Genomic DNA, 18995 nt, shown 5'->3' with positions numbered 1-18995 from the left:
GCAGCTTTTTTGGGTTAAATAATGGTTGATTAGTATTACATGAGACCGCTTCGCCTCACGCAATTAGTTTGTGTGTGATTTTAATAAATGATCTTCTGCATAATTCTCCATCACCAAAGCTGCCGCACCAATCAACTCAGCATCTATACCCAAAGAAGAAATCTTCAGTTGAGTATTCACAGACAGGCTTGGAATGCAATGCTCGTTCAAAGAATGATACATGGGCGCTAACCAGATCTTTCCCAACGCAGCACCTCTCCCCGTTAGAATGAATATTTCAGGATTCAAAAGGTGAATCAATACCGCAATCCCTCTCCCAATGCTGTAGGCTGATTCAGAAAACAACTTCACCGTGAACATATCACCCGTTTTCGCTGCTTCTATTAATGCATCTACCGCATCTTCCGGACGACCTTTTAATTCCTTTTCTTTTAGCTTACTTAATTGACCGTCTTTCAATCCTTCCAATGCTCTTTCCAAAATCACCGCCAAGGGTGCTTCGGTATCCAAACAACCGCTCTTGCCACAAGTGCACAAACGATCACTGGCGAACAATGGAATATGACTAAACTCTCCCGCAAAACCATTCATCCCCCTATATACTTGTCCGTTTAAAATAACGCCCAGCCCAATTCCCCAGCCAATGTTGATTACCATGGCATTCTTCTTTCCATACAAAGAACCAAACTTCAGTTCGGCCAGTCCCATGAGGGTAGAGTCGTTATCGATGTATACCGGCAATCCCAACTTATTCGACATGTAGGTTGGAATGTTTTCTTTTGTACCGGTTTGTAAATAACTGTAGTTAATTCCGTCGTTCACATTGATGAATCCGGGCATCCCAATTCCTATTCCCGCAATCTTCGTTTTGTCGATACCCGATGCCGTAATGATTTCTTCAATTTTAGCAGTAATAATATTGAGAGAGTCGTCGTTTTTTTGAAGGTGGAGATCCATTTCGTAAACTGAACCCACCAGTTCATTTTTGAAGTTCATAATGGCGATGCGCGTAACATACTGCTCTACCGCCACTGCCACAATGTTGATGGTGTCTTCTTTCAAAGAATAGAGCAAGGCACGACGACCACCCGTAGAGGATGCATAACCCGTTTCAATAACCACCCCTTCTTTAATAAGATCATTCAACACCTTTGTGATCAAGGGAATGCTCTTGCCAATCTTTGCACTAATATCAGCACAAGAAGCTGCCTTTTCAAAATAGAGCGTTTTGAAAATCTCCTTTCGGTACAAGTCAGTCTTCTTTGAAACCAGTCCCATTGTCATAAGCAAACTTTTAGCTTTAGTTCTCAGATATTATAAATAAATGTAATTTTTACACTTATTTAATTATATCAAAACTTATTAAATATTTTAGTTTGTTAGTGTAATTATTTGATTTCTCTCTAATCGAAGTGCGGTCTTATTCTCTAAGGCAACAGTGAAGCAAGATAAGGAAGACAAGCACATCGTATTTTTCTACATCTCGGATTCCAGTTCTTTCTAACACATATGAATATTCTAATATATTCTTCTTAACAAATCCTTAATATAAATGTAAAATAGACACTTAAAGGTATTACCTGCTGCGTATGGTTAAAATATTCACACAAATGGATAATATTGGAAAAAAACTGCGCAAAAAACTAACAAAAAGCATGTTTCACTTTTTTATTTATTACACCATCTTCGTAATATTTTTATTTAGTTAGAAAATCATTTTAAGTTTTTGTCATACTATTGTCAATCATATTAAATCAACAACGGCAGTTGGGGGAAATTTTAATTAATATGTACAAATTACGCATTGATTTTGCAGTTCGATTGTTGGTCGCTTCCGTATGGATCATTAATGGTGCTTGGTGCAAAATAAGCGCCCAAGTACCCCGACATGAGGCCATCGTTGCTCGCATACTTGGTAACAATTATGCTCACACGCTAACTCAACTAATAGGTATCGGTGAAGTGGCAATCGGTATTTGGATAGTTCTTAATAAGTATCCTAAGCAAACAGCTCTGTTTCAGATGCTGTTGATCTTAACGATGAACATTCTCGAAACAGTTTTAGCCCCCGACCTTTTACTATGGGGCTACGGAAACATTGTTTTTGCATTTATATTTTGTATTTTCCTATGGTACTATTTTGTACATCGGTTTAAAAAGTATTAATAATTGTCCATTCGATTATCATATCATCCTTTTGCAGTAGAAGCAGTATTAGAAGAAACAGTGGTACTGAGCTTTGCCCTGCCAAAAGAAAAACTAACCCCATTGGTACCGGAACCGCTTGTTTTGGAAACCTGGAAAGATGCATGGGGATTCATCACCCTTGCATTTGTTAAAACCTCAAAACTACGACCGGCACTGTTTCCTTCCTTTCTCGGAAACAATTTCAACTTAATAGGTTTTCGAATTTTTGTGGATCATGTAAGTCTTGAACAAAAAAGAAAGAGAGGACTCTACATCATTCGCTCCTACACCGATCGGAAAAAAATGGAGATTCTGGGTTCTATTTTTACTTCTTATAAATACCAAACCATTGATATCAATTTCTCCAAACGAGAGAATCATTGTACTATTCAATCAAAAGAAATTGGTATTGATATTTCCTATACAAAAGATGCAGCAACCGTACCGTTACCGAAGGGATCACCTTTTAATAATTGGACTGAAGCGCGTCGCTTTGCAGGCCCCCTACCCTTTACCTTCTCGGTATTTCCGGAGCGAAAAGAACTCTTGATCGTTCAGGGGAATAGAGAAGACTGGCATCCGCAATCCATCGAGATTCATCATTGCTCCATAGATCTTCTAAAGTCGCCGCCTTTTGAAGGAGCCATTTTAGCTAATGCCTTTACCATTCAAAACATCCCCTATCGTTGGGAAAAAGGGAGGGTTGAAAAATGGTAACGCGTTCCCCTTTCCAAGGTGTAGTGAATGTGGTGCAGTTCAACCTGCGTTTCTACCTCTTAGCATTGATCACCTGTACTGCTCTAGCGTTATTGGCAGTGTTTTCTGCAGATCCATTGCTTCGAATCGTTGCATGGATCGCCTGTGGCAGCAGTTTGGTGCCGACCGTCGTTTCTTTGATCATCACTCATTTGATCTACGATCGAAGTAACCTCTATCAACTTCCTTGGTTGGAATCTTCAGAAAAGAGGTTCCAATTGGCCCAAATTCATGCCGGCTTTGATGAATGTACCCCGCAACTAAAGCAACTTTTTCCTAATGCGACCATTGTTGAATTTGATTTCTTTAATGAAAAAAATCAAACCGAACCTTCCATTAAAAAAGCGCGACAAAAATATCCTCCTTCACCAAACACCATTTCAATAAGTTACCGTCATATTCCTTTAGCGGATGCTTCCACCGAAATCGTGCATCTCATGTTTGCTGCTCATGAAATACGCAACCATGAGGAACGCAGTGTTTTTCTAAACGAATGCAGCAGAGTACTCAAAAGTGAAGGCCGAATTTATATCATTGAACATCTACGAGATCCCTGGAACTTCTTGGCTTATACCATAGGATTTTTCCATTTTCACTCTCTTCAAACATGGAAGCAGAATTTTGCGGAAGCGGGATTGAAAATCGAACGTATTCAAAACATCACCCCATTTGTACATTGCTTTATTTTGAACAAATGAACACAGCCCTTCAACTAACCGGATCTACTTTCGTGCTATTGGCTCTAATGCATGTAATTTTCCCCAAGTATTTTAATTGGAAAAAAGACTTGTCGAAACTAAGTTTGATCAATAAACAAATGATGGAAGTGCACACATTTTTCATTGCACTTACTGTATTGCTAATGGGACTATTGTGTTTATTCTTTCCTTCCGAGCTTCATTCCACTTCACTTGGAAAATCAATTGCAGCGGCACTTAGCATCTTCTGGTTCCTTCGACTCCTCATCCAATTGTTCTGGTACAGCCCCTATTTGTGGAAGGGCAAGTCATTTGAAACAATCATCCACATCGTATTTACAGGTTTTTGGATCTGGTGCACCGGTTTGTTCCTCTATGTCTTTATAAGTAATTAAAGTGTCATTTATACACTTCTAAAAAAAAGAATGCGTTATTGTAGTATATTCGAGGAATATAAGTCCTTAAAATCATGAAACGCATTCTTTTTGTTATACTCCTTTTTTTGGGAAAATTCAGTCTTGCTCAAGACAGCCTCACCTACAAAATTACACCCGGAAAATACAAAGCCATTTGGGAATCCTTTATAGCGCAGTACCAATGTCCGGAATGGTTCCAAGATGCGAAATTTGGAATCTGGGCACACTGGTCGGCACAATGTGTTCCCGAAGCAGGCGATTGGTATGCCCGTCATATGTACATTCAAGGCTATGGCCAGAACAAGTTTCATGTTAAGAATTACGGACACCCATCTGAATTTGGTTTTATGGAATTCGACAATTTGTGGAAAGCGGAAAATTGGGATCCGGAAAAACTGATGGCCCTTTATAAAAAGGCAGGTGCCAAGTATTTTGTAGCACTCGCCAATCACCACGATAATTTCGATGCGTACAATTCCAAATACCATCCTTGGAACTCAGTGAATGTGGGTCCGAAAAAAGACATTGTTGGTATCTGGGAGAAACTTGCACGTAAAAACGGTCTTTATTTTGGCGTAAGCAATCACTCGGCGCATGCATGGCATTGGTTGCAATCGGCTTATGGATACGATGCAGAAGGACCCAAAGCCGGCGTTCGGTACGACGCAGCAGTGCTTACCAAAGCTGATGGAAAAGGCAAATGGTGGGAAGGTTTGGATCCTCAAGATTTGTATACCGGTCCTACCATTAAAATGCCCGACGGCATTACTACCATTGATTCCTTGCAAAAATGGCACGAAGCGAATACCCGTCCTTGGAATGAATTTGCTCCTCCTACCAATTTGAAATTTGTAAACAACTGGTACCTGCGTTGTCAAGATTTGGTGCAACAATACAAACCCGACTTGGTGTACTTCGATAATTTCGGTTTGCCCTTGGGTCAAACAGGTGTTGACGTCGTAGCCGATATCTACAATCAAGACTTGAAAAATCATGCCGGCAAAACAAATGTAGTGGTAACAGCCAAATATTTGCAAGGCAATCAAAACAAAGGTGTGGTAGAAGATTTCGAAAGAGGATACACCGAATCCATCAAACCCTTTCCTTGGCAAACCTGCACCTGCATTGGCGATTGGCACTATAATAGAGATGTATATAATAGAAAGGGGTACAAATCAGTAAAACAAGTAGTACATCAGTTGATCGATATCGTTAGTAAGAATGGAAACCTTTTACTGAGTATTCCTGTAAGAGGTGATGGCAGTATCGATGAATTGGAATTGGCATTTTTGGAAGATCTGGCAAAATGGATGCAAGTGAATGGTACTGCTATTTTCGGAACAAGACCATGGAAAGTTTTTGGCGAAGGCCCCACTGTTATTAAAGAGGGAATGTTCAATGAAAACGATGTGAAGTTCACAAATAAAGACATTCGTTATACAAAGAAAGGTGCCACTACCTATGCGTTTATCTTGGGAAAGCCTGAAGAGAAGGCAGTATTGACAATGTTGGGAACAAAAGCAGGAACCAAACCAACTGTCATTAAATCGGTGCGATTATTGGGATATAATAAATCTTTGAAGTGGAAGCAAACGAATGCGGGGTTGGAGGTTATTTGGCCAGTGGATGCAATGGAGGAAGTAGCGTACGTACTAGAAGTAAAATAGAAGTTCTTTAGTTTGTAGTTATTTAGTAGTTAAGTTTTGCGCAGCTGCGCTGCAACCCTCGTTGCGCACCTTTGCGCTCTTTGTTACGTTGCGGTAGAGTAGACTGATTGAAGAATCTTGTTGACTGAAATAAAATAGAGAGCTAGTTTTCTTCGACCACAGATAGCTCAGATTAGAATAGATTTACACAGATTAGAGACTGAAACTACTATCAGTCTTTCGTTTACTCAGGGTCTAATCTGTGTAAATCTTGTATTTATTATCTGAGCTATCCGTGGTCAAGTATTCAAACTCTCAAATTAATCAAGCTGCCCCAATTCTTAATTCTTCATTCTTAATTATTAATTTTTCCCGAACCACGATTCCGGCACCTCCTTCGCTTCTCCCCCATTGAAACTATACTTTAACTTCAATGTATAACCGCCGCCGCCTTCAATGAATGCTAAATTGAATGGGTGAGCGCCTTTGGCGAGGGCAATTTGACCGGACTTTTCTTTAGGAGCATGCAAGCCATCATTGTCTACTACCAATCGATTGGCAATAGTAAGAATCCCCCCATCATCGCAAGTGAAGTAAAAAGTATAAATACCCGATTCAGGAACAGTGATGGTGCCTTGATAAACAAGACCGAAAGAAGGAGCATTTACATAAGAAGGTACTGTAATGCCTGCTACTACAAAACTACTATCAGGCTTTTCGTTGGGCAATACGGTAACCGTTTTATAGAACTTTTTGAAATAATCTACTTTCAATCCTTTTTTCGCTGAAGCTTCAATTGAAGTGGCCAAAGATTGCTTTTTGTATGTTAATGTGTATACATCACCTTTTCTTCCATTGGCATTAAAGGCTGCTAATTTCACGACTTGTTCTTTCTTCACCACATAAGTTGCCGGTAACAGTTTAGACGTCTTATTGGGAATACTGCCATCGGTAGTAAAGCGAATGGTGAGTCCGGGAGCCGGTGTTTTTATTTGAAGCTTGGCACTGTCTACAAATACCAATGATTCTGCTGGAATCAACACATCCGGCAATCGGTATTTTACGCCCATATTATCGAGTCGGCCAAACTGAGTAGCCAAACGTTGCTGAAACGAAGCATAGTCTCTATTGGCAGACCAGAGTCTTTCCGACAAGGAAATCATTCTAGGGAAATACAAGTAATCGGCTCGGGCTTCCGAAGGCACGTATTCACTCCACAAGTTCGCTTGTGCGCCAATGATAGCTTTGCCTTCTTCGGCGGTAAGCGCTTTTGGTACTACATCGAAATGATAGATATTGTAAAGTGATTGCGGATCGGGGGCATTGTCGAAATACAAAGGATTGCCCGGACTCATGATCACTTTATTACCCAGCTTAGCTGCATGAATGGGAGCATCAGGTACCCAGGAGCGCCAGTACATAACGTTTGCAGTGGGGGTAACACCGCCTTCTAAAATTTCATCCCATCCTATCAACTTTCTTCCATTGCTAATAAAGAACTGCTCCATTCTTCTTACAAAATAACTCTGCAATTCAGGAAGGGTTTTGATGCCTTCGCGTTTCATTAATTCTTGGCAATCGGGTGAATTGGCCCACGCTTTCCGATCTACTTCATCGGCACCTAAGTGAATGTATTCTGAAGGAAAAATATCCATGATCTCGGAAAACACATCTTGCGCGAATTGGTAGGTCGATTCTTTACCCGGACAAATAGGGGTACTGAAGAGCTCGCCCCAGGTGCTTCCACCTGAACAACTCAGATAAGGATACGCATGAATGGCGGCCATCATGTGACCGGGCATGTCAATTTCAGGGATGATATCAATATGCTTCTTTGCAGCATAGGCAACAAAGGCTTTCATTTCTGCCTGTGTATAGAATCCACCGTAGGTGGTTTTACCCTCTTTTGTATGAATGAAGCGTGGGTCGATCGTAAAATCAGGATTGTCTTTGGCGAGTTTCATACAACCGGAATCTTGGTTATTGAGGCTGCGCCATGCACCTTGAGAGGTGAGTAATGGATATTTTTTGATTTCGATTCTCCAACCTTGATCGTCGGTCAGGTGCAAATGAAGTTTATTGAATTTATAGAGGCTCATGCGGTCTACCAATTTGTAGAGGTAGTCCATGGTGAAGAAATGTCGTGATACGTCGAGATGTAATCCGCGCCAATTGTATTGAGGGGCGTCTTGTATAGAAACTGCAGGTATTTTATAGCTGCCGCCGGGTTTGTTTTCGATGGTGGAAGGCAGTAGTTGTCGAAGCGATTGAAGGGCATAGAATACTCCTTCTGAAGAGCTTGCAGTGATCTTTATTTGTTTGGGGTTGATGAGGAGGGAATAGCCATTATCGGCTCTGATAGTATAAATCAATTTAAGAACGATGGCGTTGGTGGCATCATCGGACTTGGAAGACTGAACCAATTTTGATTTCGGAAACCATTGCTTGAGCAGTTGCGCTTCGGTTTCGAAAGCGGGATCGAAGTAAATGGTAGTGGATGCATTTGATACAAAGGTTCCGGTGCCCGGAGTAAGGGTATTGGGTTGCGGAATGATGGAAATACCGGATTGAGAGTTTCCATAAAATGCAATGAATGTACTTGCCAATGCAATCAATAAACGCTTCATGATGTAGAATTGAAGCGGAAAGTTAGGGCATCTGGTGGAAAGAATTTATTAATAAAAAATTATAAAAGTTGATCATCGAGGAGGGAAGGTTCATCGCGGAGGGAAGGAGAGAATGAGAAACGCGGAGAATATTGGAACTTTTAATTCGGAGAGTACTTGTAGATTTTGATTACGCTGATAATCGAACAGTTTACGCTACCGCAAAGTAACGAAGAGCGCAACGGTACGCAAAGAAATGAATAGCAGTTTTTATTGGAGGGACAGATCATCGCGGAGGGAAGGAGTGAATGAGAGACGCGGAGAGTGTTATTGGTTGTGACTTTTGAAAGATTGATTGTTTTGTTTTTATCAAAAGTCTTAAGGTGTGAAAGTTTACGCTACCGCAACGAAACAAAGTTCGCAAAGATGCATAACGTAATAGCCTTTATAAACCGTTGCGCGCCGTTGCGTTCTTCTTTACTTTGCGGTAGAGTAAAAACTCGAATAAGCAGCAACATCAAAAAAATGACGACTTCAAGAACTTCAGCCCTCATTTCCCTCCGCGATGAACCTACTTAACTCTCTTCAGTACCACCCGCTGCACCCCATCTACCGAGTAATTCGATACTCCGTTCACCGTTTCAAATTTCTTCCCCGAAGTAACTTCAAAGATCAACTGCTCTCCAACCAATTCATATGACGCAGTAAGCACTGATCCCGACACTTCAAACATCGAATACATTTTATTTTGAACCGGATATTCATAAAGCTTGATGCCATCACCTTCATCCACCACAAATCGATTGGATGATTTTTCATACACCAATCGGTAGTCTTTGGCCATAGGCTTCTCCCCTGTTTGGTACTCCATTTTCCAAGTATATCCTAACGAATCATTGATATATGCCACAGTAAAAGTCACCGGAATTTGTTGCTTTAATACTCCCTTTGAATAAATATCTATGGCACCCTTCCACAGACCGATACATCTTTCAGGGAAAGAACTTGGTTGAGCAACAGATGAAACGTTGATTAATATTAGCGCGAATAAAACAGTAAATCGCATACAACTAGATTTAAGTTAAAGTAAGATCAATTTACGTAATCAATGTAATAATCGCAATGCATTAAAAACCGCCTGATGCGTAACAGTAGCATGAGTTTCATTCGGCAGGTAATCGAATACAATTTTATGTGTTGAATTTTTTGCAGCTTTTAATTTCTCTACTAAGAGATTGGCATCCACTTCCATCACATGCGGTTCTTTGATGGGAGCCAGTCCTTCTTTCCCTACTCCGATATAGATCTTTAATTGATTGGCTTTTGAAAAAGCTTCTATCGACTCATTCAACAAAGAACCATCATTCCACCAAATGCTGGGACTCACAATGATGTATTCATTAAAAAGAGTGGGTCGTTTTAGCAATACTTCTGTCGCAAAGAGTCCGGCCAATGATTGCCCAACGATTGTTTTGTAGCTATTGGTCTTATAGTGAGACCCTACAAAAGGGATCACTTCTTTCTCGATATAGTTCATGAAGGCCTCGGAGCCACCGAGGGGTTCAAAGCGTTTGTAGGCTTCTTTATTTGAAACGGGAAAAGTCATATCGCGGCGACGGGCGGTATTCACAATCCCCACAACAATTGATTTCGGCACCAAATTGATCCATTCAAAACTATTGAACTGATAGATGCCTGCGATGTGCAGGAAATCTTCATCGAGTCCGCCGTCTAAAACGTATACAACCGGATAAGTAACGGTATCCTTTGGGTTGTATCCAACGGGTACATAGACGTTGATGGAGCGAGGTTCTTTGAGGAAAGAGGAGTTGAAAGTTTCAGTAGAACCGATGGTGAGGGGTTTGGATTGAGAAGACTGTGCTCTTGTAGCTATAGAGACAAGAAAAAGAAAACTAAAAAAAATGAGTCTAGTATTCATAAGAAATAGCATTAGTAATAATGAAGTTGTTTTTTAAGTTCGGAAATTGCAAGCTCACTAAACCTATACCCACCCCAAAATCCCTTTATGATCTTCTTCTCGGTTATCATTTGATTCCACCAGTTGAGAATGGCTTCGAAAAATTCAGGGCCGGTCCAATCTTCAATGGCAGCGGCTCTTAAAAGGGAGATGAGTTCTTCGGAAGATTTTACTTTGTGAGAATCGAAAACAACCTGTGCACAAAAATCAAATAAAACAAATGAACCACCCTCTACTATCACTTTTCCATCATTCGCTACTATCGAGGATGCAATGATCTTCTTAAACAATACTCCCGCAAATTCAAATTGAGCCGCCGATAACAAGTTCTTCCAAGGAACAGCATAGCTCAATGTTTCCAATTTTGCCAATGCCTCGTCAATTACTTTATCGCCTTCTTCAAATGCTTCATCCGGCTCCAATGCAGCGAGAAAACTTGCAAAGTCATTTGCAATTACGGTTACTTTATAATCGATTTCTTGATCTACAAAAACAACTTTAGGTTCGCCTTGCTTTCCGCATTCTCTGTAATCCAACATTACAATGTGATGGCCCGCCGTTGGCGTGTCGCAGATATACAAACCAATTTCCGGATAGCCCCACTCCTCTACCATGAACGCAGTACCTGTTTGTCCAATTACTGAGTTCGATTGCTCGGGATCAATACCTAAGATACCTACGATGCTCACTCGATTGTGCGACCAAGAATTGGGCTCCTTTGTTCGAATATTACATTTAAACGGAGCACCTCCATTTTGAGATTGCAATAAATTGATATACGATGCCGGTAGTTTGTATCCCGTTTCAGATTCAACCTGATCTACCATGGCTTGCGTAAGGGGTGCCCCTACATAATAATCAACTGCAAATGAATAATTATTCCAAAAATTTGTAAACTCCATACCTTGAATTGGCTTGATTTTCAGCCGCTTTCAACAAACATACAGGAAGCTGTTGAAAACTCCTGCGCCATTCATCGAACAATTCGTATAGTTTTGTACCGAATTTGGTTTCCGGATCTCATGTCCGGAATTAAAAGGGAAGTCCGGTGTAAATCCGGCGCTATCCCCGTAGCTGTAAAACCGCTGTACTTCGTACACACTTTTAAACACTGCATCCACTGTTCTGAATAGAATGGGAAGGACGTTTAAAAGGCGGCAAGCCAGAAGACCTGCCAAACTCAGTTAACAATTTTCATTGCTTTCGGGTGAAAGGCAGGAAGTGTAATGGCTCCGTCTCGCATTATATTTCTATCTTTTTATTTCTCGGAAGCAGTCACTCAAAACATCTTTTTCTACATGAAAAAAAATGCGTTTTTAGTGGCTGCGCTCTTGTATTGCAGTCACCTCTCGGCACAAGACAGTAGCCGAACCAAAAGCCTCGATGAAGTAGTAGTTACCGCCGCTCGCATCGAACAAAAACAATCGCAAACCGGAAAAGTGATCTCCGTTATCGATCGCGCTACTTTGGAACGCAATGCCGACAAAACCGTTGGCGAAATTCTCAATCAACAAACAGGTATCTTCATCGTTGGAGCCAACAATGCCATGGGAACCAATCAGGATCTCTATTTCAGAGGCTCTTCTACCGGGAATGTTTTATTCCTTATCGATGGTGTACCTGTAGGTGATGCTTCTCTCATAAACAATAGTTTCGACATCAACTCCTTGAATGCCTATCAAATTGAACGCATAGAAATTCTTAAAGGAGCCCAATCCACTTTATGGGGAAGCGATGCCGTTGCCGGAGTGATCAATATCATTACTAAAAAAGCAGGAGGCAAAAAATTGGGAGGTAACGCCGGACTCCAATACGGCTCCTACAATACCTTCCGTGCTAATGTCGGTGTTCAAGGCGCTGCCAATAAATTCTTGTACAGTGCACAATACAGCTTCACCAATAGCAAAGGCTTTTCCTCTGCTTACGACAGCACAGGCACTAAGAACTTTGATAAAGATGGATTCGATCAACACAACCTCATCGCCTCCGTTGGCTATCAAATCAATCCCAACTGGAGCATCAAGTATACCAGCAACTACAGTAAATACAAAGCTGGACTAGACGCAGGGGCCTTCAAAGACGACAAAGATTACAATCTAACTGCTACCAACTGGTTGAATACCCTTTCCTCTCAATACACCGGTAAAAAAGGTTCTTTGCAATTTCAACAAAGCTTCAACTATACTTCGCGCTTTATGCTCGATGATAGTGCAAACATTGGCGGCTTTGCGAAATGGGCAGAACAATCGTACAAGAGCCATAGCAGCATCACCGACTTGTTTGGTTCACTGAAATTGGCTCCAAGTCTTACCTTGGTTTCCGGTGTCCAATACCTCGCCCAAAATACCGACCAATACTACAAAAGCATCAGTAGCTTCGGTCCGTATAACAGTGTGCCTCTAGGAAAAGATTCTACGAAAATGAGCAATACCGCAGTGTATGCTTCAGCAATCTGGAACACCAAAACAGGTTTCAACTTAGAAGCCGGGCTCCGTTTTAACAATCATTCTATCTATGGAAACAATACCACTTTTAGCATCAACCCTTCTTTCAAATTAACCGATGAAGTAACGGCTTTGGTGAACATCAGCTCCGGATTCAAAACCCCTTCGCTCTACCAACTTTACAGCGAATACGGCAATAAAAATTTGAAGCCGGAAACCAGTAACAACTATGAATTTGGTTTTCAATACAGAGAAGCCAATAGAAAAGCAAGTTTCCGAATGATCGGTTTCGTTAGAGACATTAAGAACTTGATCATTTTCTATACAGATCCAAATACCTATGCTAGCTATTATATCAATCGCGACAAACAGCACGATTATGGAGTAGAAGTAGAAAGCACCATCAGTTTTGGAAAGAAAGGATTTTGGACCACCAATATCACCTATGTAGATGGTGAAGGTGTAAGCGAAGGAACCAAAACAAAGAATCTCTACCGTCGTCCTAATTTAAGTTTGAATTCGCAAGTTACAGTGATGCCAATAAAGAACCTAACTACCATGGCTAGTGTTCGTTTTGTAGGCACTCGCTTAAAAGGTCCATACGATCTAGGACCCAATACCATGCCCGCTTACTACACAGTAGACCTATACGCATCCTATAAAATCTTCAAATACGGACAGCTATTTGTAGACCTGAAGAACCTTACCAATCAAACCTATTTTGATGTGGTAGGATATAATACCCGTGCCCGTAATTTCATGACCGGTATTCAAGTAAATTTCTAATATAAAACGTTCGTGTATGTCGATTCAAAAAATAAACCCAAAACTCGTAGTGCTAGTCATAATTATGTTGGCCGTAGCTGCAATTAGAATTCCGAATTCAGCTCAAATGACTCCGATCAGCAATTTCACCCCTATTGGAGCTATGGGATTGTTTGGTGGCGCTTATTTCAGTAAATCGTGGAAAGCTATGCTTTTTCCTTTGCTTACGCTGCTAATCAGTGATCTGTTGATTCAGTATTTTGTGTTTCATGGCAAATACGGAATTCTGTATGGCGGATGGTATTATATCTACGCGGGATTTTTACTCATCAGCTTTATTGGCAAATGGATGATCACTAAAGTAACAATAACCCGCGTTCTCTCAGCAGCAATTGTTGCCAGCCTTACGCATTGGGCCATCGCAGATTTTAGTGTATGGTTAGGCGGTGGTATCGACTTACGTACCATGCAACCATTATCGAGAGATTGGGCCGGTTTGCTTCAAACCTATGTGCAAGGATTTCCCTTTATGAAGAACTTCTTGATGGGCACATTGGCCTGTAGCGGTATTATGTTCGGCATCTTCGAATGGTACAGCAAACGTGAAACAAAGCAAGCAAACGCATTAGCACAATAAATTCTAAGAAAGAGCACAGTGATCAACTGTGCTTCTTTTTTGAAAGGGATCGATTTCCGAAAAGTTGTTTACTTATGGACGAAAAGCCACACCGCAGTGGAATAAAAACCAAGGAGGCACAGAGGTTTGAGTTTTTCGCTGCGTTTTCGCTGCGATCGCTGCGCTGGTTCCTGAGCTTGTCGAAGGACGCTGCGGTAAAAAAAGGATCAGGATTAAAAGATTAAAGGATAGGTGAAGATGAGGGCTTCGCGACTTCTCAGCGGTCTTGGCGCACTCTGCAGTGAACAACATTTTATAATCTACTAGTGAAATCTATAGTAAACATGACCATAGCTTCAACCAACCTTCAAAAAGAAAAAATCGCATTAGCTTGGAGTGGAGGGAAGGACAGCTCCTATGCCTTGTATCAATTGCAACAAAGCGAACAATACGAAGTTGCCTATTTATTAAGCACTATCAATGGCAATTTCAAACGCTTGTCGATGCACGGCGTAAAAGAAGAATTGATTGAAGCACAGGCTGCTGCCATTGGACTTCCATTGATAAAAGTGTATGTATACGAAGCCGACAATCAATCCTATGAAAAAGCTATGAACGAAGCACTCTTGTTGCTGAAAGCAAGAGGAATTAACACCATCGCCTTTGGAGATATTTTTTTGGAAGACCTTCGCAGTTATAGGGAAGAAAAAATGGCAAGCATTGGCATGAGTTGTCTTTTCCCTTTGTGGAAAAAAGATACGCATCAATTGGTGCAAGATTTTCTAAGTTCAGGATTCGAAACAATGATCTGTTGTATCAACGACGGGTATTTGAATGAATCGTGGGTTGGAAGAACAATCGATCACCAATTCATAGAAGACCTTCCCGAAAACGTAGATCCCTGTGGCGAAAATGGCGAATTTCATAGCTTCTGTTTTAAAGGCCCGATTTTTAGTCAGCTAATCCCTATTGAATCAAAAGAGAAAACCTATAAGGCATTGGAACTTCGCGCCAATGATCACCCTACTCCTATTCCCGATATAGGTACCAAGGGGTTTTGGTTTATCGAAATTGAAAAAAAGAAATGAGCATGTCAACATTATTGAATCGCGTTCAAAGAAAAATAGACAACAAAGCCAAACCGCCGGGTTCTCTTGGAATGCTGGAATCCATCGCACATAAAGTAGCGATGGTACAAGGTACTGAGCATCCGGTAATTCAGAATCCTACGATTGTAGTGTTTGCAGGAGATCATGGCATTGCCACCAAAGGATTGGTCAATCCCTATCCACAGTCAATCACGGCTCTTATGGTGCGCAATTTTAGTCAAGGAGGTGCCGCTATCAACAGTTTCTGCAAAAGCAATCAAATCACTTTGGTTGTGGTAGATGCCGGTGTAAATGCAGATCTAAGCAACTTAAAATCTTCTTCTCTCTTTATCGATGCTAAAATTGGCTTCGGTACAGCTTGTTATCTAGAGGCCCCGGCTATGAGCCTATTGGAAGTAAATCAAGCCATCAAAACAGGTCAGCAAATAACCGCATCCATCATTAAGAGCGGATGCAATTTGATAGGTTTTGGAGAAATGGGGATTTCAAATAGCTCGAGTGCTGCATTGATCATGAACGCCGTTACCGAAATACCATTAGACGAATGTATTGGTAAAGGAACAGGGAGCAGCGAGGAACAGTTGGCTATTAAGAAAACTATTTTAACACAAGTAGCTGCAATGCATCGAGAGGCATTGCAGTCTAAAGACGCATATCAAATACTGTCGGCAGTGGGTGGTTTTGAAATAGCCATGATGACAGGCGCCTATCTCGAAGCTTACGATCGAAAAGCCACCATTGTTGTTGATGGGTTCATCAGCACCGCAGCCTTATTATTGGCACATGCTATCAATCCGGCTATTCTTGAATCCTGTATATTCGCCCATTGCAGCGGAGAAAAAGGGCATGGAAAGATGTTGAATTATTTAGATCAACAAGCTTTACTGAACTTGGGAATGCGTTTGGGTGAAGGAACCGGGGCCGCTCTTGCTATGCCGTTGATTAAGTCTGCAGTAATCATGTTAAATGAAATGGCGAGCTTAGAAGATGTGATGGCTTTGGGAGCATAAACCAATAGTTTGGCTCTATAAAATCAATACCATGCTTAAAAGAGAGTTGCAAATTTTCTTCACTGCTTTGATGTTTTACACCCGAATACCGGTGCCGAAAAACATCGATCACAACCCCGAGCTACTTAACAAGGCCACCGGCTATTTTCCTTTTGTAGGCTGGATTGTAGGGGGAATTGCAGTCCTCAGTTTCTATATTGCAAATAATTTGTTCAATCACAGCATTGCAGTCGCCATTAGTTTCATCGCTTCTATTTTAACAACAGGCGCTTTCCATGAAGACGGTTTTGCAGATATGTGTGATGGTTTTGGTGGAGGTTGGACCAAAGAGAAGATACTGGACATCATGAAAGACAGTAGAATGGGGGCTTATGGCACTATTGGACTGATCTGTTTGTTTCTCTTAAAATTTTCTGTTCTCAATTCGGTTAATTATCCTTCGATACTGATCCTAATTTTCACCGGTCATGTGTTCTCAAGGCTATGCCCCATTATTATGGTCAGTACTTCGCAATATGTTCGAGAAAATGAAGTTGCAAAGGCAAAACCCTTAGCAAAGAGTATTACGAAGAGTGAGATTTGGAAAGCAGTGATTTTTGGGGTGCTACCTTTGGCTTTGTTTAATCGTCCTGCTTTACTGCTATCTGTACTCCTACCAATTTTATCAACCTTGTATTTGCGTCGATACTTTATTAAATGGATCGGTGGATACACCGGCGATTGCCTAGGCGCCATTCAACAAGTGGCAGAGCTTTGCTTTTACCTCAATGCCTTTATGCTATGGAAATTTATTTAGTACGACATACAGAACCTGCAATAGAAAAAGGAATTTGCTATGGGCAAGCCGATATCGATATTAAACCGGAAGAATTTCGAATGAGCGTATCCGGTATCATTGATCAATTACCGGATGATATTGACATTATTTACAGTAGCCCCTTAAAACGTTGTCGCCACTTAGCCGATCATATCCAAAGTTTGCAATACCCGTTGTTGCAAGTGCGACTTGAGCAACGACTGAAAGAATTGCATTTTGGAGATTGGGAATTGATAGCCTGGAATGAGATCAATCAAGCCGACTTACAACCTTGGATGGAAGATTTTGTGAACAAGCGAACTCCGAATGGGGAAAGCAATATGGACCTGCATGTAAGGGCTTTGTCGTTTCTGGATGATTTGCCTGAGTCAGCCAATAAAATTGCGGTATTCACACATGCCGGTGTCATTCGTTCGATACTGACGGCAGTGAATGGTACTGCATTGGCGGAGGCTTTTAGTTTGTATTCGGTTGGTTATGGGGAAGTGATTGTAGTTCGTTATGAAGAATGATTTTTGATATCGATGTATTATCATTGCTTCGTGTTTAAGTTTCGAAGTTCACCGCAAAGCGTGCGGAGATGTCGCGAAGGGTTTTTGAAACCACAGATAACCTTTAGATCAAGTTTTGAGTTTTTGAGTTTTTAAGTTTTTAAGTTTTGTGCAGCTGCGCTGCTTGGAATTCGCAAAGGTTAGAGAAGAGAGAAAAGGTACACAAAGAGAGGCTGTAGCAACCTTCCTTTCTTGACCACAAATCCCGCAGATTATAACAGATTGCCACAGATTAAAACCCGATTTCCAATCAACCTGACTGCCGGCTGTTTCATTATTAATTATTAATTATTAATTGTTAATTATTAATTACTCCCGGCTGTTTCATTCTTAATCCGCTTCCGCACAAAACCATAAAACGGCTTTTCAATAAAAAGATACAATACGATCGAAAGCAGCCAGAGTACTACAAAGTTTCGATCAGGAAGCAAGAACCATGATCTGATCTTTAGGTTGACATAGCTGATATGAACCAGATAAAATACAAACGAAGCATTTCCCAATAGAATCATCGGTTTACTTGAAAGAAAACGAGAAAACCACGAATCGGTTGTAATCAAACTGTAGAACAGTAAGGCCGCAGTTGAACTAAAGCCAATACTCAACATCAATTTACCTGGCCAATGTGCTGTGCCATGATCATACACATTGGATTGAAACAACCCAATAAAATAGAGCCAAGCAAACAAAGCAAGAAAAAGTAGAATAGAACTGTTTTTCAACTTCAATGGCTTTGGAGTTTCAACGCTTCTCAAATAAGCAGCCAATAGAATCCCGATAGAGAACTCAGCTATATATCCGGCTAAGGTTCCATTGGCTAGAAAATCGAGCGGCCATAGAAAATGATCTTTTCGTAAGCTGGTATGATCCAATGAATACCCTATTCCTGCCATGGTTAGCACAATCAATACAATTCCAAGAACAAAAAGCCAACGGCTCTTTTGCAACCATAGCACCATAAATGGAGCCATTATATAAAAACACATTTCAACAGTCAACGACCAGGCCTGTCCTAATCCATACAAATTATACTGACTCGAAAGTCCGTGCACCAAACTAAACGTAAGCCAAGTGGCTTCTCCCTTTCCAAAGCCAGGATCACAATAGTAGGCAATCAAGATCAAAACATAAATGAGGTAAATTCGAGCAACGCGTTGAAGTAAATAGCGAGAGTAGTCTTTGAGAGATGCTGCCGGTTTCGATTGATAGGTATAAGCAATTAAAAAACCGCTCAATACAAAAAATAAGCTTACCCCAGTATTCATTTCGTTGATCAAACGCAACAGTTCCGGATGCAACTGATCGCGCCAATACTTTCGATTGTGATACAAGAAAACCATGCAGGCTGCTATGGCTCTGATTCCCGTAAGTGCATCAAATTTCTTCAAGTGAGTGA

18 protein-coding genes and 1 riboswitch are annotated in these 18995 nt (G+C 41.0%); of the genes, 12 read left to right on the top strand and 6 right to left on the bottom strand.

Annotated elements, in window-relative coordinates; all coding sequences use genetic code 11:
• Nucleotides 1-63 precede the first annotated feature (63 nt).
• On the bottom strand, nt 64-1284 hold the full coding sequence (locus ACQ2HE_RS11125) for an ROK family protein (protein ID WP_430899491.1): 1221 nt from the start codon (nt 1282-1284) through the stop codon (nt 64-66).
• Between the two features lie 504 nt (nt 1285-1788).
• On the opposite strand from ACQ2HE_RS11125, the gene ACQ2HE_RS11120 reads away from it, so the two are divergent.
• The 5 genes from ACQ2HE_RS11120 to ACQ2HE_RS11100 all read left to right on the top strand — a co-directional run bounded on the left by ACQ2HE_RS11120 (nt 1789) and on the right by ACQ2HE_RS11100 (nt 5724).
• A complete protein-coding gene (locus ACQ2HE_RS11120; RefSeq protein WP_430899493.1) occupies nt 1789-2166 on the top strand; it encodes a DoxX-like family protein in 378 nt (125 codons plus the stop codon).
• A gap of 3 nt (nt 2167-2169) precedes the next feature.
• A complete protein-coding gene (locus tag ACQ2HE_RS11115; RefSeq protein ID WP_430899495.1) occupies nt 2170-2904 on the top strand; it encodes a DUF2071 domain-containing protein in 735 nt (244 codons plus the stop codon).
• The gene (locus tag ACQ2HE_RS11110) at nt 2898-3641 is read left to right on the top strand and encodes a class I SAM-dependent methyltransferase (protein ID WP_430899497.1); all 744 of its coding nucleotides are present in this window, start codon (nt 2898-2900) and stop codon (nt 3639-3641) included. The genes ACQ2HE_RS11115 and ACQ2HE_RS11110 overlap by 7 nt, the downstream gene beginning before the upstream one ends.
• The gene (locus tag ACQ2HE_RS11105) at nt 3638-4036 is read left to right on the top strand and encodes a hypothetical protein (RefSeq protein WP_430899499.1); all 399 of its coding nucleotides are present in this window, start codon (nt 3638-3640) and stop codon (nt 4034-4036) included. Before ACQ2HE_RS11110 ends, ACQ2HE_RS11105 begins: the two co-directional genes overlap by 4 nt.
• Before the next feature lie 74 nt (nt 4037-4110).
• Nucleotides 4111-5724, top strand: coding sequence for an alpha-L-fucosidase (locus tag ACQ2HE_RS11100; RefSeq protein WP_430899501.1), 1614 nt, complete (start codon nt 4111-4113; stop codon nt 5722-5724).
• Between the two features lie 341 nt (nt 5725-6065).
• Here ACQ2HE_RS11100 and ACQ2HE_RS11095 read toward each other — a convergent pair whose 3' ends face one another.
• The 4 genes from ACQ2HE_RS11095 to ACQ2HE_RS11080 all read right to left on the bottom strand — a co-directional run bounded on the left by ACQ2HE_RS11095 (nt 6066) and on the right by ACQ2HE_RS11080 (nt 11189).
• Complete coding sequence (locus ACQ2HE_RS11095; RefSeq protein WP_430899503.1) at nt 6066-8330, bottom strand: family 20 glycosylhydrolase; 2265 nt, start codon at nt 8328-8330, stop codon at nt 6066-6068.
• A 550-nt stretch (nt 8331-8880) separates the two neighbouring features.
• The gene (locus ACQ2HE_RS11090; protein ID WP_430899505.1) at nt 8881-9375 is read right to left on the bottom strand and encodes a hypothetical protein; all 495 of its coding nucleotides are present in this window, start codon (nt 9373-9375) and stop codon (nt 8881-8883) included.
• Nucleotides 9376-9414: 39 nt separating this feature from the next.
• Nucleotides 9415-10248: an alpha/beta hydrolase gene (locus ACQ2HE_RS11085; RefSeq protein WP_430899507.1), complete on the bottom strand. Its 834-nt coding sequence runs from the start codon at nt 10246-10248 to the stop codon at nt 9415-9417.
• Between the two features lie 11 nt (nt 10249-10259).
• Entirely contained in the window at nt 10260-11189 is a 930-nt protein-coding gene (locus ACQ2HE_RS11080) for an SMI1/KNR4 family protein (protein ID WP_430899509.1), read from the bottom strand.
• Between the two features lie 88 nt (nt 11190-11277).
• A riboswitch (cobalamin riboswitch) is annotated at nt 11278-11480 on the top strand.
• 105 nt (nt 11481-11585) lie between these two features.
• Between ACQ2HE_RS11080 and ACQ2HE_RS11075 the strand changes: the two genes are divergently transcribed.
• The 7 genes from ACQ2HE_RS11075 to ACQ2HE_RS11045 all read left to right on the top strand — a co-directional run bounded on the left by ACQ2HE_RS11075 (nt 11586) and on the right by ACQ2HE_RS11045 (nt 17560).
• Nucleotides 11586-13517, top strand: a complete 1932-nt coding sequence (locus ACQ2HE_RS11075) for a TonB-dependent receptor plug domain-containing protein (RefSeq protein ID WP_430899511.1) — start codon at nt 11586-11588, stop codon at nt 13515-13517.
• A 16-nt stretch (nt 13518-13533) separates the two neighbouring features.
• Nucleotides 13534-14133 carry a DUF6580 family putative transport protein gene (locus tag ACQ2HE_RS11070; RefSeq protein WP_430899513.1) on the top strand — a complete coding sequence of 200 codons (600 nt, stop codon included), beginning with the start codon at nt 13534-13536 and terminating at the stop codon, nt 14131-14133.
• A gap of 74 nt (nt 14134-14207) precedes the next feature.
• Nucleotides 14208-14357, top strand: a complete 150-nt coding sequence (locus ACQ2HE_RS11065) for a hypothetical protein (RefSeq protein WP_430899515.1) — start codon at nt 14208-14210, stop codon at nt 14355-14357.
• Between the two features lie 99 nt (nt 14358-14456).
• The gene (locus ACQ2HE_RS11060) at nt 14457-15200 is read left to right on the top strand and encodes a Dph6-related ATP pyrophosphatase (RefSeq protein WP_430899517.1); all 744 of its coding nucleotides are present in this window, start codon (nt 14457-14459) and stop codon (nt 15198-15200) included.
• 2 nt (nt 15201-15202) lie between these two features.
• Nucleotides 15203-16231: a nicotinate-nucleotide--dimethylbenzimidazole phosphoribosyltransferase gene (gene cobT / locus ACQ2HE_RS11055; RefSeq protein WP_430899519.1), complete on the top strand. Its 1029-nt coding sequence runs from the start codon at nt 15203-15205 to the stop codon at nt 16229-16231.
• 31 nt (nt 16232-16262) lie between these two features.
• The gene (locus ACQ2HE_RS11050; protein ID WP_430899521.1) at nt 16263-17027 is read left to right on the top strand and encodes an adenosylcobinamide-GDP ribazoletransferase; all 765 of its coding nucleotides are present in this window, start codon (nt 16263-16265) and stop codon (nt 17025-17027) included.
• Complete coding sequence (locus ACQ2HE_RS11045) at nt 17012-17560, top strand: histidine phosphatase family protein (RefSeq protein WP_430899523.1); 549 nt, start codon at nt 17012-17014, stop codon at nt 17558-17560. Before ACQ2HE_RS11050 ends, ACQ2HE_RS11045 begins: the two co-directional genes overlap by 16 nt.
• 344 nt (nt 17561-17904) lie before the next feature.
• Here the strand turns inward: ACQ2HE_RS11045 and ACQ2HE_RS11040 are convergent, their stop codons facing one another.
• On the bottom strand, nt 17905-18987 hold the full coding sequence (locus ACQ2HE_RS11040) for an acyltransferase family protein (protein ID WP_430899525.1): 1083 nt from the start codon (nt 18985-18987) through the stop codon (nt 17905-17907).
• Nucleotides 18988-18995 lie beyond the last annotated feature (8 nt).

The organism is Endoryza foliicola (genome assembly GCF_050589245.1).
Taxonomy (GTDB): Bacteria; Bacteroidota; Bacteroidia; order Chitinophagales; family Chitinophagaceae; genus Endoryza; species Endoryza foliicola.
The sequence above is the reverse complement of the archived record's forward strand: the minus strand, read 5'-3'. Positions and strand labels throughout refer to the sequence as shown.

Bases quoted from the DNA above. Each gene is read 5' to 3' on its own strand.
- ACQ2HE_RS11125 (WP_430899491.1), bottom strand. From the start codon at position 1,284: ATGACAATGGGACTGGTTTCAAAGAAGACTGACTTGTACCGAAAGGAG.
- ACQ2HE_RS11045 (WP_430899523.1), top strand. From the start codon at position 17,012: ATGGAAATTTATTTAGTACGACATACAGAACCTGCAATAGAAAAAGGA.
- ACQ2HE_RS11080 (WP_430899509.1), bottom strand. From the start codon at position 11,189: ATGGAGTTTACAAATTTTTGGAATAATTATTCATTTGCAGTTGATTAT.
- ACQ2HE_RS11085 (WP_430899507.1), bottom strand. From the start codon at position 10,248: ATGAATACTAGACTCATTTTTTTTAGTTTTCTTTTTCTTGTCTCTATA.
- cobT (WP_430899519.1), top strand. From the start codon at position 15,203: ATGTCAACATTATTGAATCGCGTTCAAAGAAAAATAGACAACAAAGCC.
- ACQ2HE_RS11060 (WP_430899517.1), top strand. From the start codon at position 14,457: ATGACCATAGCTTCAACCAACCTTCAAAAAGAAAAAATCGCATTAGCT.
- ACQ2HE_RS11090 (WP_430899505.1), bottom strand. From the start codon at position 9,375: ATGCGATTTACTGTTTTATTCGCGCTAATATTAATCAACGTTTCATCT.
- ACQ2HE_RS11070 (WP_430899513.1), top strand. From the start codon at position 13,534: ATGTCGATTCAAAAAATAAACCCAAAACTCGTAGTGCTAGTCATAATT.
- ACQ2HE_RS11075 (WP_430899511.1), top strand. From the start codon at position 11,586: ATGAAAAAAAATGCGTTTTTAGTGGCTGCGCTCTTGTATTGCAGTCAC.
- ACQ2HE_RS11050 (WP_430899521.1), top strand. From the start codon at position 16,263: ATGCTTAAAAGAGAGTTGCAAATTTTCTTCACTGCTTTGATGTTTTAC.
- ACQ2HE_RS11110 (WP_430899497.1), top strand. From the start codon at position 2,898: ATGGTAACGCGTTCCCCTTTCCAAGGTGTAGTGAATGTGGTGCAGTTC.
- ACQ2HE_RS11100 (WP_430899501.1), top strand. From the start codon at position 4,111: ATGAAACGCATTCTTTTTGTTATACTCCTTTTTTTGGGAAAATTCAGT.
- ACQ2HE_RS11105 (WP_430899499.1), top strand. From the start codon at position 3,638: ATGAACACAGCCCTTCAACTAACCGGATCTACTTTCGTGCTATTGGCT.
- ACQ2HE_RS11095 (WP_430899503.1), bottom strand. From the start codon at position 8,330: ATGAAGCGTTTATTGATTGCATTGGCAAGTACATTCATTGCATTTTAT.
- ACQ2HE_RS11065 (WP_430899515.1), top strand. From the start codon at position 14,208: ATGGACGAAAAGCCACACCGCAGTGGAATAAAAACCAAGGAGGCACAG.
- ACQ2HE_RS11120 (WP_430899493.1), top strand. From the start codon at position 1,789: ATGTACAAATTACGCATTGATTTTGCAGTTCGATTGTTGGTCGCTTCC.